Annotated in this window: 14 protein-coding genes; 12 read left to right on the top strand and 2 right to left on the bottom strand. The window is 61.4% G+C overall.

The window, feature by feature from the left end:
• Nucleotides 1-310: 310 nt before the first annotated feature.
• The 9 genes from NA8A_RS01335 to NA8A_RS01295 all read left to right on the top strand — a co-directional run bounded on the left by NA8A_RS01335 (nucleotide 311) and on the right by NA8A_RS01295 (nucleotide 9,348).
• On the top strand, nucleotides 311-478 hold the full coding sequence (locus tag NA8A_RS01335; protein ID WP_009449417.1) for a Flp family type IVb pilin: 168 nt from the start codon (nucleotides 311-313) through the stop codon (nucleotides 476-478).
• 141 nt (nucleotides 479-619) lie between these two features.
• Nucleotides 620-1,141 carry an A24 family peptidase gene (locus NA8A_RS01330; protein ID WP_009449416.1) on the top strand — a complete coding sequence of 174 codons (522 nt, stop codon included), beginning with the start codon at nucleotides 620-622 and terminating at the stop codon, nucleotides 1,139-1,141.
• 215 nt (nucleotides 1,142-1,356) lie between these two features.
• Nucleotides 1,357-2,169, top strand: coding sequence for a Flp pilus assembly protein CpaB (gene cpaB, locus NA8A_RS01325; protein WP_009449415.1), 813 nt, complete (start codon nucleotides 1,357-1,359; stop codon nucleotides 2,167-2,169).
• Complete coding sequence (locus tag NA8A_RS01320; RefSeq protein ID WP_009449414.1) at nucleotides 2,166-3,752, top strand: type II and III secretion system protein family protein; 1,587 nt, start codon at nucleotides 2,166-2,168, stop codon at nucleotides 3,750-3,752. Before cpaB ends, NA8A_RS01320 begins: the two co-directional genes overlap by 4 nt.
• Before the next feature lie 41 nt (nucleotides 3,753-3,793).
• Nucleotides 3,794-4,507: a CpaD family pilus assembly protein gene (locus NA8A_RS01315; RefSeq protein WP_143087926.1), complete on the top strand. Its 714-nt coding sequence runs from the start codon at nucleotides 3,794-3,796 to the stop codon at nucleotides 4,505-4,507.
• Between the two features lie 22 nt (nucleotides 4,508-4,529).
• A complete protein-coding gene (locus NA8A_RS01310) occupies nucleotides 4,530-5,807 on the top strand; it encodes a CpaE/TadZ family protein (protein ID WP_040671585.1) in 1,278 nt (425 codons plus the stop codon).
• Nucleotides 5,808-5,827: 20 nt separating this feature from the next.
• Nucleotides 5,828-7,339, top strand: coding sequence for a TadA family conjugal transfer-associated ATPase (locus tag NA8A_RS01305; RefSeq protein WP_009449411.1), 1,512 nt, complete (start codon nucleotides 5,828-5,830; stop codon nucleotides 7,337-7,339).
• Between the two features lie 4 nt (nucleotides 7,340-7,343).
• Nucleotides 7,344-8,357: a type II secretion system F family protein gene (locus NA8A_RS01300; RefSeq protein ID WP_009449410.1), complete on the top strand. Its 1,014-nt coding sequence runs from the start codon at nucleotides 7,344-7,346 to the stop codon at nucleotides 8,355-8,357.
• Between the two features lies 1 nt (nucleotide 8,358).
• Nucleotides 8,359-9,348, top strand: a complete 990-nt coding sequence (locus tag NA8A_RS01295; protein WP_009449408.1) for a type II secretion system F family protein — start codon at nucleotides 8,359-8,361, stop codon at nucleotides 9,346-9,348.
• Between the two features lie 84 nt (nucleotides 9,349-9,432).
• On the opposite strand, the gene NA8A_RS01290 is transcribed toward NA8A_RS01295, so the two are convergent.
• Nucleotides 9,433-10,245: a tetratricopeptide repeat protein gene (locus tag NA8A_RS01290; protein ID WP_009449407.1), complete on the bottom strand. Its 813-nt coding sequence runs from the start codon at nucleotides 10,243-10,245 to the stop codon at nucleotides 9,433-9,435.
• A gap of 120 nt (nucleotides 10,246-10,365) precedes the next feature.
• Between NA8A_RS01290 and NA8A_RS01285 the strand changes: the two genes are divergently transcribed.
• The 3 genes from NA8A_RS01285 to NA8A_RS01275 all read left to right on the top strand — a co-directional run bounded on the left by NA8A_RS01285 (nucleotide 10,366) and on the right by NA8A_RS01275 (nucleotide 13,025).
• Nucleotides 10,366-11,739, top strand: coding sequence for a leucyl aminopeptidase family protein (locus NA8A_RS01285; RefSeq protein WP_009449406.1), 1,374 nt, complete (start codon nucleotides 10,366-10,368; stop codon nucleotides 11,737-11,739).
• 84 nt (nucleotides 11,740-11,823) lie between these two features.
• Entirely contained in the window at nucleotides 11,824-12,174 is a 351-nt protein-coding gene (locus NA8A_RS01280) for a MarR family transcriptional regulator (protein ID WP_009449405.1), read from the top strand.
• Nucleotides 12,171-13,025 carry a C40 family peptidase gene (locus tag NA8A_RS01275; protein ID WP_009449404.1) on the top strand — a complete coding sequence of 285 codons (855 nt, stop codon included), beginning with the start codon at nucleotides 12,171-12,173 and terminating at the stop codon, nucleotides 13,023-13,025. Before NA8A_RS01280 ends, NA8A_RS01275 begins: the two co-directional genes overlap by 4 nt.
• Nucleotides 13,026-13,089: 64 nt before the next feature.
• Here the strand turns inward: NA8A_RS01275 and NA8A_RS01270 are convergent, their stop codons facing one another.
• The gene (locus tag NA8A_RS01270; protein WP_009449403.1) at nucleotides 13,090-14,040 is read right to left on the bottom strand and encodes a 2-hydroxyacid dehydrogenase; all 951 of its coding nucleotides are present in this window, start codon (nucleotides 14,038-14,040) and stop codon (nucleotides 13,090-13,092) included.
• Between the last annotated feature and the right edge of the window lie 10 nt (nucleotides 14,041-14,050).

Here is a 14,050-nt window from a genome sequence, read left to right as displayed (position 1 = left end):
AAGCGGATTGGTGAACCAAGCGTTAAACCCGCAGAGGCAGCGATGCATCAAGAGCGCGAAAGCAACCAAAGGCTGCATAAAACACTCTATATATAAGTGACCTCGCCAACAGTGTCCGGCCCGTTAAAAATGCGGGATTTCACTTAGTTGAGCATTAACCAAAGCCAAGCATTCGGCGAGGAAAGGTTTTGGTAATGCTGTTTCTTAAGGCCGCTGAAAGAGCTTCCCCGTAAGTTCGGCTCATCCGATCAACACAGACAAAACGTTGACGGGCTTGCTGTTAAAACAACGCGGAAGAGGAGTACTTCACATGGCTAATCTGGTTGCACGTTTCCTGAAAGATGAGTCCGGCGCCACGGCGATCGAATACGGCCTTCTGGCTGCCCTGATCGGTGTTGGCATCATCGCCGCCGTCACCGGCGTTCGCGACGCCCTGCAGACCACCTTCGGCTCCGTTTCCACCGGTCTCGCCGGCTAATCGGAAGCTTATCCGATACGGATTGAGGGCCGTCCGCCACAAGCGGGCGGCCCTTTTCGTTTTCGGAAAGGCGACGGCGCTTCAACCAAGTTTTAAGCGGCTGCGGGATAAGAAGTTTCCATAAACAAGGTGGGTGGTGCGATGCTTGAAGCAGCGATCTTTGTAATCTTTCCCTTCTGCATGGCCTTTGCGGCAGTCTCCGACATGCTGTCGATGACCATCGCCAACCGTGTCTCGGTCCTGCTGATCGTTGCCTTTCTTGTGATCGCGCCCTTTACCGGCATGGCATGGAGCACTATCGGGCTGCACTTGGCTGCGGTGGCAGCGGTGCTTGCGGTCACCTTCGCGCTGTTCGCAATCGGGGGCATGGGCGGTGGCGATGCCAAGCTGATAGCGGCAACCTCCATCTGGTTCGGGTTTTCGCCTGCTCTGGTGGAATATCTCGCATTGGCATCGGTTGTCGGAGGCGCGCTGACGCTGGCGATCCTTTCCTTCCGAAACTCGCCGCTATCCCTGATCGGCGGGAACAATCTCTTTCTAAAACACTTCGCCAACACCAAGGTGGGCGTTCCCTATGGGATCGCGCTCGGCGTCGCGGGGCTCCTGGCCTTCCCGCAATCTCCGCTGACGCAGTGGGCCATCGAAAAGGTCTCGGCTTTCTGAGCACTGGCCCAGGCCTCAAAGGAACCATCCGCGGCGCTCTTCCATGACGGGAGAGCGCCGCTTTCCTTTTGCGCCACGGAGCTGCGGAGCGATACAACGATAGCGCGAGAAACTTTCGATTAATCACGTTCGTAAGTCCGTCGTTAACCATAATTTGACGATTGCCGCTCCATTCTCCCGATCACGCAAGGGAATCCGAGTGCGAGGGGCGTGGTATGAGCAAATCCCGGATCGTCATTTTGGGCGTGGCCGTCATGGCTGCGCTGGGCGCCGGTTACGTGGCCAAGAATCTGACTGCGCCGAAGCCGCAACCTGTGGCCGACACAGGGCCCCAAAAGCCAGAAGTCCGGATGACGGATGTTCTGGTCCTGGGCCAGGACGTCACCATGGGCAGCGAACTGAATGGTTCGTTACGCTGGGAACCCTGGCCTGCAGACAATGTGAACGCCAATTTCATCACCCGCGACCAGAGCCCGCAGGCGCTTGAAGAGCTCAACAGCTCGATCGCCCGTGTGGCGCTCTATTCGGGCGAGCCGCTGCGACGCTCCAAGCTGATCGGCGAAGGCATCAGCTTCATGTCCGCGATCCTGCCCTCGGGCAAGCGTGCGGTCGCAACCCAGATCGCTGCCGACACTTCGGCCGGCGGCTTTATCCTGCCGAACGATTTCGTCGACGTGATCATGACGCGCCGCCAGCAGGAAGCCGTGAGTACCGGCGGGTTCATCACCGAGACCATTCTCAAGAACATCAAGGTTCTGGCGATCGATCAGACGATCCAGGAAGATGAGGAAGGCCGCCGCGTCAAGGTCGGCGAGACCGCCACCCTCGAACTCACGCCGGAACAGGCTGAAATCATCACCGTGGCGCAGCAGATGGCCGACAGGCTGACCCTTTCGCTGAGAGCAATCACCGACACAAACGAGCCTGTTACGAACGAAGGCTCTTATCTGGTTTCGGGCGCCGGACGGGGCAACAGCATACGCCTGATCAAGTCGGGCCAGGTGAGCGAAGTGGGGACCCGCAAATGAGTTTGCCGAAGAACACCTTCTCTGTGACGAGAACAGCTCCGTGCAAGACACAGCGCGAGAGGCTTGCAGCGCGCCTGCTTCTGGGCTGCGCGACCGCTCTTCTCATCACCGCAGCCGCACCCGTGAGCGAGGCTTTCGCGGACCAGAAGATCATCAAGGCCCAGAGCGCCAAGACCTCCGGTCAGCGGGTCAAGCTCGGGCTCAACAAGTCGCTGGTGGTGGACCTGCCAAGCGACGCCTATGACATTCTGGTGGCCAATCCCGCCGTCGCAGATGCGGTGACGCGTACGGCGCGGCGCATCTATCTGTTCGGCAAGCAGGTCGGCGAGACCAATATCTTCGTGTTCGGCCCCAATGGCGAACAGATCGCCAGCCTGGATGTCGCGGTGGAACGCGATGTTGCGGGCCTTGAAGACTATCTGAAACGCTTCATTCCGAACTCGGACATTCAGGTCGAACTGATCAACGACAACGTCGTGTTGACCGGCACGGTTGAAACGCCGCTCGATGCATCGCGCGCCAAGGACATCGCACAGATGTTCGTGACCGGCGGTGAAGCCACGACCGGACAATATTCGCAGAGCGCTTCCGCCCCCACCGATGGCGGTGGCGTCGCGATCAACAACCCGGATGAAAAGCGCCAGGAAAGCAGGATCATCAACATGCTCCAGATCCTCGGCGAGGATCAGGTGACGCTGAAGGTGACAGTCGCAGAAGTCAGCCGGGATGTGATGAAGCAGCTCGGCGTGAACATGCTCGGTCAGGGAAGCGTCGATGGCATTTCCTGGGGGGCATTGACCGAGAATCCGTTCCTCCTGGGCAAATCCTTATCCAACAGCCGACTGAAGGTCGGTGCCTCGGGCAACTCGATCATCAGCGGATATCTGAACGCGATGGAACAGGCTGGCGTTATGCGCACGCTGGCCGAGCCGGCGCTCACCGCCGTTTCGGGCGAGAAGGCCACGTTCCGCGTGGGCGGCGAGTTCAATCTCGTGGACGAACGCGAGGTCGACGAGAATGGCACGAAATATACCATCAAGCAGATCGAATACGGCATCGGCCTGGAGTTCCAGCCGACCGTCCTTACGCAGGGCCGTATCTCCCTGAAAATCCGAACCCAGGTTTCGGAGCCGACGATGCGTGGCGGCGTTCCCATGGAAGGCGGCTTCACTTCTGGTGGATCGTTCCTGAACGGCATGAACTTCATCTCAATCCGCAAGCGCCTTGCAGACACGACGGTGGAACTGCCGTCCGGCGGATCGATGATGATCGCCGGCCTTGTGCAGGACGACGTGCGACAGGCCTTCAGCGGAACACCCGGGCTTTCCAAGCTGCCCGTGCTCGGCTCGCTCTTCCGTAGCCGCGACTTCGTACGCAACGAAACCGAACTCGTCATCATCGTGACGCCCTATCTCTCCAAGCCGAGCGCGCGCACGGCACTGGCCAAGCCGGACGACAATTTCACCCCGGCCAGCGACGGCGCCGGCATGTTCCTTGGCCGGGTGAACCGCGTCTACGGAACGATGAAAACCAATCTGCCCAATGGCCGTTACCACGGCGTTGTCGGCTACATCTACAAGTGAGCGGGGGATCAGCCATGTCGGGGGCTATGTCGGGGGTGGTTATGAAGACAATTGACCATTCGGAAGCTGTCCGCCTCAAGATCAAAGGGCCTTTGATCGCTTTGACGGCCGCTCTTCTTCTTTCGGGATGCACCTTTGCCAAAAGGGACTCGGTGATTGTCGGCTCGGTGCCGGACGACTACCGAACCAACCATCCCATCGTCGTTTCGGAATCCTCCGAGCAGATCGACCTGCCGGTGGGCGCCTCCATCCGCAAGATGTCTCGCGATCAGGCCGCAACTCTGGCCGGCTTTCTGGACGGATACGACCGCCGTTCCGGCGGCACAGTGACCATGCTCGTGCCGGCAGGCTCAGCGAACGAACTCGCGGCCTCCAGCGTGGCCTCGGATTTCTCGCGCCTCATGCAGGCCCGCGGGGTTCCCGCAGAGCGGATCGCCATCCTGGCCTACCAGTCGCCTGCGCCGGATGTGTCCCCGCCGATCCGTGTCTCCTATCCGGTGGTGAAGGCCTCGACGGGACCGTGCGGTCGCTGGCCGAAGGACGCCCTGGATACGACCGACAACAAGCATTACGCGAATTTCGGATGCTCCTATCAGAACAATCTGGCGGCACAGGTCGCCAATCCGAACGATTTCCTCGGGCCGCGTAAGCAGACGCCGATCCACGCGGACCGCAGCGACGCCGCCATTTCCGACTACACGGGACGGAAGGTCTCGGACGGGTTCAAGTCGAACCGCGAAGTGACCTACGACTAGCCGCATGATTGAGGGGCTTTCCATGAGCAATCTGGCCTACGAAACCGATCCGGCCGAGACGGAAACGAACGAACCGGATCCGACACTGCAGACCTTGCGGCCGGTTCCGCGCATCTCGATCCAGGCGTTTTGCGAGACCGACGCCGTCGCCAACCCGATCCAGCGGGCGGGCGCCGACAGGCGCATGTCGAAAGCGCATCTCAAGGTCAATATGGGCGGCATCACAACGGCGGTGGAATTCTACCAGACCGCCGCCACCCCCAATCTGGTGATCATCGAATCGGCCCACGAACCGCGCGAGATGCTAGCCTCTCTGGAGAGGCTTGCCGAAGTATGCGACCCGGGCACGAAGGTCATCATCATCGGCCATTACAACGATGTCTGGCTCTATCGCGAGCTCATGCGCGCCGGCATTTCGGAATATGTTGTGGCGCCGATCTCAATGGCCGATATCGTGAGCGTGATCGCCAATATCTTCGTCGATCCCGATTCCGCTCCCATCGGGCAGACCATCGCCTTTATCGGCGCCAAGGGCGGCGTGGGCTCGTCCACGCTCGCGCACAATCTGGCGTGGAGCATCTCCAACCTCTTCGAAAACGAGGTGGTTGTCGCCGATCTCGACCTGGCCTTCGGCACCGCGAATATCGACTTCGATCAGGACCCACCGCAGGGGATCGCCGAGGCCGTTTTCTCGCCGGAACGCATCGATGAGGTCTATCTGGACCGCCTGCTTGCACAATGCGCGGAACATCTTTCGCTTCTCGCAGCACCCTCGACACTCGACCGGGTTTACGACTTCGACGCGGAAGCCTTTGCCCAGATCATCGACACGACGCAACGTACCGTGCCCGTGATGGTGCTCGACGTGCCGCATATCTGGTCGGGCTGGAGCAAGACGACACTGGCGCGCGCCGATGAGGTCGTGATCACGGCAACGCCGGATCTCGCCAATCTGCGCAACACCAAGAACCTGATCGACACATTGAAGAAGCTGCGGCCGAACGACGGGCCACCCAAGCTTATCCTGAACCAGACGGGTGTTCCCAAACGGCCGGAAATCTCGCTTGCGGATTTCAGCGAACCGCTCGGCATCACACCGATCGCAAGCATTCCCTTCGACCCTCATTTCTTCGGCAACGCCGCCAATAACGGGCGCATGCTGGCCGAGATGGATGCGAAGAACCCGGTCGTGGAAACGATCAACGAACTCGCTCACGTCCTCACGGGCCGCCGCGAGGCCAAGCCGAAACAGAAGGCCGGCCTGTCCGGAATCCTGGAGCGGCTGAAGCGCAAGAGCTGAACTGAAGGGTAGGCGGGCACATGTTCGGAAAGAGAGGCAATAGCGGCGGAACTCCAGCGGCTCCGCACACGCACCAGGCTCCGAGAACCTATGAGGCTCCGGGCGCCGGCACAGCCGTGCTTGACGCCGAAAAGCCCATCTCGCGGGAGCCGGTGGAACGCGTTTCCGCGCCACCTCTCGTCGCCGAAGCGCCGCCCCCTCCTCCGCCACCGGCGGCGGCGCGCCCCGCACAGCCCCAGCGCACGCGCAGCGATTCCTATTACGACACGAAGAGCCAGGTCTTTTCGGCGCTGATCGAGACCATCGATCTCTCGCAGCTCGCCAACATGGATCAGGACAGTGCGCGCGAGGAAATCCGCGACATCGTCAACGACATTATCGCGATCAAGAACTTCGCAATGTCGATCTCCGAGCAGGAGGAACTGCTTGAGGACATCTGTAACGACGTTCTCGGCTACGGTCCTCTGGAGCCCCTGCTCGCACGCGACGACATCGCCGATATCATGGTGAACGGAGCGCAGAAGGTCTATATCGAAGTCAACGGCAAGGTCGAGCAGACCAATATCCGGTTCCGCGACAACCAGCAGCTCCTCAACATCTGCCAGCGCATCGTGAGCCAGGTCGGCCGCCGCGTCGATGAATCGAGCCCGATCTGCGATGCGCGCCTGCCTGACGGATCGCGCGTCAACGTCATTGCTCCGCCGCTCTCCATCGACGGCGCTTCGCTTACCATCCGTAAGTTCAAGAAGGACAAGCTGACGCTCGATCAGCTCGTCCGTTTCGGTGCCATATCGCCGGAAGGCGCTGAGGTGTTGAAGATCATCGGTCGGGTGCGCTGCAATGTCCTGATCTCAGGCGGCACCGGCTCGGGCAAGACGACGCTGCTCAACTGCCTGACGAGCTATATCGACAAGGATGAGCGCATCATCACGTGCGAGGATTCGGCTGAACTCCAGCTGCAGCAGCCGCATGTGGTGCGTCTGGAAACCCGCCCGCCCAACCTTGAGGGCGAAGGCGAGATCACCATGCGCGACCTCGTGCGCAACTGTCTGCGCATGCGCCCCGAACGCATCATCGTGGGCGAGGTGCGTGGACCGGAGGTCTTCGACCTCCTGCAGGCGATGAACACGGGCCATGACGGCTCCATGGGCACGATCCACTCCAACAGCCCGCGCGAATGCCTCAACCGTATCGAATCGATGGTGGCCATGGGCGGCTTCACCCTGCCACAGCGCACCGTGCGCGAGATCATCGTCGGCTCGATCGATGTGATCGTGCAGGCAACCCGCCTGCGCGACGGTTCGCGCCGCATCACCCACATCACGGAGGTGATCGGCATGGAAGGCGATGTCATCATCACGCAGGACCTCGTCCTTTATGACATGAAGGGCGAGGACGCGAACGGGCGGATCATCGGCGAACATGTCTCCACCGGCATCGGCCGCCCCCATTTCTGGGATCGCGCGCGCTACTACGGAGAAGAGCGCCGGCTTGCAACCGCTCTAGAGGCAATCGAGAAACAGGCGGGCTGACGACATGTTCGGCTTCGACACGACATTGCTCGTTTTCATCCTGCTCGCCGGCATGAGCGCGGGAGCAGTGGCCTATGCGTTCATGTTCAACAGCATCAGCAACGAACGCAAGGCGGGGCGACGGCTGGAAAGCGTCAAGCAGGCGCAGACGGACCGGGCAGCCGTCAAAGCCGCACGCGACCGGGTAAACGAAGCCACGAAGCGCCGCAAATCGATCCAGGATTCGCTGAAAGATCTCGATCAGAAGCAGAAGGACCGCGATTCGCGCATGCGCAAGCCGCCACTGAAGCTGCAGCTTCGTCAGGCGGGCATGTCTGTTTCGGTCGAGCGGTTTCACATCATCTCGGTGATTTGCGGCCTCGTGCTGACTGCGGTTCTGTTCATCGTCGGCGCACCGCTTCTCGTGCTGCCTGCAGCCCTTCTCGTCGGGGGGCTCGGCCTTCCCCGCTGGTTCGTCATCTTCAAGCGTCAACGGCGCGTGAAAGCTTTTCTGAACGAGTTTCCGAATGCGCTCGATGTCATCGTGCGCGCCGTCAAGTCGGGCCTTCCAATCAATGACGGCATCCGCCTTATCGCCAGCGAGTCGCAGGAGCCCGTGAAAACGGAGTTCCGCCGCATCGTGGAATCGCAGCAGCTCGGCATTTCGACCCCGGAAGCCTGCATGCGCATGAGCGAAACCATGCCATGTCCTGAAGCCGCATTCTTCGGCATCGTCGTCCAGATTCAGTCGCAGGCCGGCGGCAATCTGTCGGAAGCGCTCGCCAATCTCTCGCGCGTCCTGCGCAACCGAAAGAAAATGAAGGCGAAGGTGCAGGCGCTTTCCATGGAAGCCAAGGCCTCCGCCGTGATCATCGGCGCGCTGCCGTTCATTGTTGCTTTCCTCGTCTATCTGACGAGCCCTTCCTACATCATACCGCTCTTCACCACGAGCATCGGCCATCTGATCCTCGGTGCCTCCGGCATCTGGATGCTGTCCGGTATCCTGATGATGCGCAAGATGATCAATTTCGAGGTGTGACATGCCAGGCAACGTAATTGGCGCAGTCATCAATCCGAGCTTTCTCATCGCCATGCTGGTTGCGGTTGCCGTGTTCGCAACCGTGTTTACCCTGTTGCCTGCCCTTGGCGGAGATCCGCTCAAATCGCGCATGAAAAGCGTAGCGCTGGAACGCGAGGAACTGCGCGCGAAGCAACGCGCGCGACTGGCTGCGGAAGCCGATCAGCGCCGGCGCGGCCTGCGCGAGAAGCAGTCACTCGGAATGCGCGCCATCGTAGAACGGCTGGACCTGCGTCGCGCGCTTGCTGACGATGCGACCATCAACAAGCTCCGGATGGCCGGCTTTCGCGGGCAAAACCCGATTACCAAGTTCCTGTTTTTCCGCCTGCTTCTGCCGATCATCACCCTCTTGGGCGCGATCATCTATATCTTCCTGATGAACGGCCTGCCGGAGCAGCCCTTCCTGATCCGCGCCTTCGTCTGCGTTCTGGCGGGGTATGCAGGCTTCTACGCACCGGTGCTCTATGTGTCGAACCTCGCCACGAAGCGAAAGCAGTCGATCCAGAGAGCCTGGCCGGACGCACTGGACCTGATGCTCATCTGCGTGGAATCGGGCATGTCGGTCGAAGCGGCCTTCCGCCGTGTCGCCGACGAGATTGGCGCCCAGTCAGTGCCGCTCGCCGAAGAGCTGGTTCTGACGAATGCCGAGCTCTCCTTCCTGCAAGAGCGCAGACAAGCCTATGACAACCTGGCCTCGCGCACAGGTCTGGAAACCGTGAAAAGCGTTTCGCAGGCGCTGACCCAGGCCGAGCGTTACGGAACGCCAGTCAGTCACGCGCTCAGGGTTCTTGCTGACGAAAGCCGCGAAATGCGCCTGAACGAAGCGGAAAAGAAAGCCGCCGCCCTGCCGCCGAAGCTCACCGTGCCGATGATCGTGTTCTTCATCCCGGTGTTGTTTGCTGTGATCCTGGGGCCTGCCGCCATCCAGATCCACGAGCAAGGGCTTTTCTAGAAGTCACGGTTTTCCCGAGAGGGTAAAAACAAAAGGCCGCCAGTTTGGCGGCCTTTTTCATAAATGCGGGTTGGCTGAAGAAACTCAGTTGCGCTTCTTCTTGTCCTCGGAAATCTGGCTCCAGGCATTTTGCTGGGCGAGCATCGAGCGCAGATAAGCGACATTGGCCTCCGCCTTGTCCGGCGACAATTCCTGCCGGGCAAGCCGCTCGGCCTCTTCGAAGCGCCCCTGAAGGCCGACGACGAGCGCCAGATTCTGGCGAACGCGGCTGTCGGCACCGGGCGCCTGGGCCGCCTGGCGCATATAGGCCTCTGCGGATTTCAGGTCGCCTTCCAGAAGGTAGGACATCCCCAGATTGGACAGGATCGAGGATTCATTGGGCTGAAGGTCAAGCGCCTTGCGATAAAGCGCACGCGCGGAATCCTTGTCACCCAGCTGGTCGAGGATCGCGCCTTCTGCGGACAGGAGGCGCCAATCCGGGTATTCCGGTGTCTGTGCACGGCGGATGGCTTCAAGCGCGGGCTTGAGTTCGCCGGCGGCGGCCAGCGCCTTGCCGTAGGCGGCGAGTACGCCCCTGTCCTTCGGGTGGTCGATTGCGGCCTTGCGCATAACGGCAAGCGACTGGTCGACGCGGCCGTTCATCTGCAGAACGGAGGCATAGCGCAGGGCTGTGTCCTTATCCTTGGAATTGCGCGCATAGGCCTTGCCGAGGCTGTCGGCGGCCTGGTTGAGCTGAGGGGCGCTCATGCTGGCGACATTGCCGGGCGTGCTGCGGCTGATTGAACCGGTGGTCATGCGGTCTCGCGCGCAACCGGCAAGGGATACAGCCATGACCAGCGCCAGCGCCGTCGCCGCAAGTCTGTTAGTGGTTGCATTCGTGCGCTGTTCGGTAAACATCTGCCCACGCCCTCCGATTGGCTTCGGCCGCCCTCCGGCCAAATCTCTAGGAGGAGAAATATTCTGTTAACCCTAACGGACGGTTAAAATCCGCCTGTTGCCGCCTCAAGGAGCCCACTCATGCCCGTTTCGCTGATAGCCGCAAAAGATCCCAGCTCGCTGCCGGTCTTCGCGGTCGAGCCCGGCGGTCTGGAACAGTGTGGCGCTCCCCTCGCAGCACTCGCCTGGGCAAAGGCAAACGGCTTCTCGGCCGCCGCGGGCAAGGTGCTGACCTTTCCGGGCAGCGACGGGACGCTGGGTGGCGCCTTCCTCGGGCTCGGCAAGGCGCAGGAAGGCACGCCGCTTTCAGCGGGAGCCCTGGCGCGCAATCTGCCCGAGGGCGCATGGCATTTTGCCTCGGAACCGAACAGACCCGAACTCGCCCTTCTGGGGGTAATGCTGGGCTCCTACATCTTCACCCGCTATGGCAAGAAGCCCCGCGCGGCGCTGCGCTTCACGGTGCCTGAAAGTGTCGACGCCAGCCGTATCGAACGCTGGGCCAACGGCTCCATATTGGCGCGTGACCTGATCAACACCCCGGCCGAGCACATGGGTCCCGACGCGCTGGAAGAAGCCGTGCGATCGCTCGCCGCCAGGCATGGCGCCGAGGTTTCCACGGTCGCAGGCGAAGCCCTACTCGATAAGAATTTTCCCATGATCCATGCGGTGGGGCGCGCAGCCAGCGCCGCGCCGCGCCTGATCGACCTCCAGTGGGGACCGCAGAACGCGCCGAAGGTGACGCTGGTCGGCAAGGGTGTCTGTTTCGACACGGGCGGGCTCGATCTCAAGTCGGCCTCCAACATGCTGCTCATGAAGAAGGATATGGGTGGTGCAGCCAATGTGCTGGGGCTCGCCTCCATGCTGATGGCGGCAAACGCCAATATCCGCCTGCGCGTCCTGATACCCGCCGTCGAGAATTCCGTTGCCGGCAATGCATTCCGCCCCGGCGACGTGCTTTCCAGTCGTAAGGGGCTGACCATCGAAATCGGCAATACGGATGCGGAAGGCCGCCTTGTACTCGCCGACGCGCTGACGCTCGCCGACGAGGAAGCCCCGGACATGCTGATCGACATGGCGACGCTGACGGGGGCTGCCCGCGTTGCGCTCGGGCCGGACCTGCCACCCTTCTTTACCGATGACGAAGAGCTCGCCGATGAACTGGCGCTTGCAGCAGACACCATGGCCGATCCGCTCTGGCGCCTGCCCCTATGGAAGCCCTATCTCGCGCGGCTCGATTCCAAGATCGCCGACATGAACAATGTCTCCCTGGACGGTTTTGCAGGTTCGCCCGTCGCGGCACTTTTTCTCGGACGTTTCATCGAGCAGGCGCGAAGCTGGGCCCATTTCGACGTCTATGGCTGGAACCCGAGCGACAAGCCGTATGCCCCCGTCGGCGGGGAAGCACAGGGCATCCGCGCGCTCGAAGCCGTTCTCCTCAAACGTTATGGCAATTGAGGCTGCTTGCGCATTGCAGGGTGACATCGCATAATCGAAACGGAACCGAAATGGTTTTGATTTCGATCGGAACGAGCCGGAAGCATGTCGATCCAGCTGCGCCCCCTGCAGGCGCTCAGACTGTGGCAACAGGTAAGCCTTGCCGAGGTACAGGCGGGGCAGCCCGACCTGACTGAACGTCAGTTCGCCATTCTTCTCACAATCTATCTGGATCCGCCCCCGCATACGGTGCGGGGGCTCGCTGAAAAGCTTGGCGTCTCCAAGCCCGTCATAACCCGCGCTCTGGACACGATGGGCGCGCTCAAACTGGTTTCGCGCCACCGCGACGAGCGCGACCGCCGCAACGTCCTCATCAAGCGCACGCTGGAGGGCGCTCTGTTCGTGGAGCGCTTCGGCGACGTGATGCTTGCAAAAGCCGGAGAGCTTTCCTCATGACATCCCTCGATCGCCGCCTGAATGCCTTCCGGCCCGACCTCGCCGACCTGCGCCTGAAAGGCCAGGTGGATGCTTCGCGGTTCAGTGCTGGCGAAAGCGCCCGCGTCACGACACCGGTGCTCGACGTCCACAGCGCCCCTGACAGGGGGGCGGGTATGGACACGCAGTTTCTGTGCGGTCAGCTTGTGCGCGTTTTCGAACGGCAAGCCGGATGGGCATGGGTGCAGGCTGAACGGGACGGCTATGTGGGCTATGTCAGCGAGGCGGGGCTGGGCGACTGCAACGAAGAAGCGACCCACCATGTCATCGCCCAGCGCAGCTTCGTCTACCCGAAGGCCGAGCTGAAAGCTCCGATCATCGGCGCACACAGCATGGGCGCGTCGCTGCGGGTTGTCGGGGAAGAAGAAAGGCGCGGGACGCGCTACTTCCTGCTCGCCTCGGGAAGCGCGATGATCGCCCGGCACCTGTCTCCCATTTCGTCTCTGGAGCCGGACTATGTGACGGTCGCCGAACGGTTTCTTCACACACCTTATCTTTGGGGCGGGGCGAGCGGGTTCGGTATCGACTGCTCCGGGCTCGTGCAGCTTTCCATGCATATGGCAGGCCGGCAGGCGCCGCGCGATACCGACATGCAGGCAAGGGGCATTGGTGCGCCGTTCGACCCCGCGCAAACGCCGCTGCGACGCGGCGACCTCGTCTTCTGGCGCGGACATGTGGCGATCATGCTGGACAGTCTGGAGATGGTGCATGCCAATGGCCACACCATGACCGTGGCACGCGAGCCACTTCGTGAGGCCATCGACCGGATAGCGCCGCTCTACGGCCAGCCAACCGGCTATCGCCGGCCTTGAGCGGTAGGGGATGAGGGGGCCGTTCCGTTGGTGTTCCTGCGCTCCTTCTGGCAAAGGATAAAAATCAATACCCGGTCGCGCGGTCGACGACGTTTCTCAGCGGTTCGCCCCGCTCGAAGGTGTCCATCTGAGTCAGCATCGGGCCTGCCAGATGCTCGGCATAGGATGTGGCTGCTGCATGGGGCGTGATGAAGACGCGCGGATGGTTCCATAGCGGGCTGGTGCGCGCCAGCGGCTCCTGTTCGAAAACATCGAGGCTCGCTTCCTTCAGTATGCCCTCGTCGAGCGCCTTCAGGATTTCGTCATCGCGTTGCAGACGCCCGCGACCGGCATTGATCAGGCATGGGCCACCGAGCGGGCCGTCCTTGCGAAGCTTCGACAGGAGCGAACGGTTCACGATGCCGTCCGTCTGCGGCGTGAGAGGCAGAAGCACGACCAGAATATCGGTAGCGTTCAGGAAGGGTGTCAGCCCCTCCTCACCCGAATAGCAGGATATGCCGGCCATCTCCTGCGGGCGCCGGCTCCAGCCATTGATCCTGAAGCCGAAGGGCAACAGCATTTCGGCGGCTTGCCGGCCCAGATGGCCGAAGCCCATGATGCCGACGGCCACTTCCTTTGCGAGCACCTGGCGGGCATCGTGCCAGATCTTCTGACGTTGCTGGCTGCGATAGAGCATGCCCTGGCGATGATGATCAAGCACCCGCCAGGCAATATATTCACGCATGTGTTCGGAGAGATTGTCGGCGACAACGCGCACGATGGGGACATCGGGCAGCAGATCGTCGGCCAGAATGTGGTCCACTCCGGCGCCGATCGAGAAAATGACCTTCAGGTTTGGAAGCTTCGACAGGATTCCGCGCTTCTGCTTCCATAGTACCGCATATTCGATGCTTGGATCGTCGAGGGGTTCAGGCTCCAGAACGACCTCCCGCTCCTTCGACAAGAGTTCATACCAGCGGTGCGGATTGAAGCCCGTAACGGATAACAGAACACGGCCGCGTGCGGTTGCGCTCATGACGTCTCCT

The organism is Nitratireductor indicus C115 (genome assembly GCF_000300515.1).
Lineage (GTDB): Bacteria > Pseudomonadota > Alphaproteobacteria > Rhizobiales > Rhizobiaceae > Nitratireductor > Nitratireductor indicus.
This window is presented reverse-complemented; position numbering and strand designations above follow the sequence as displayed.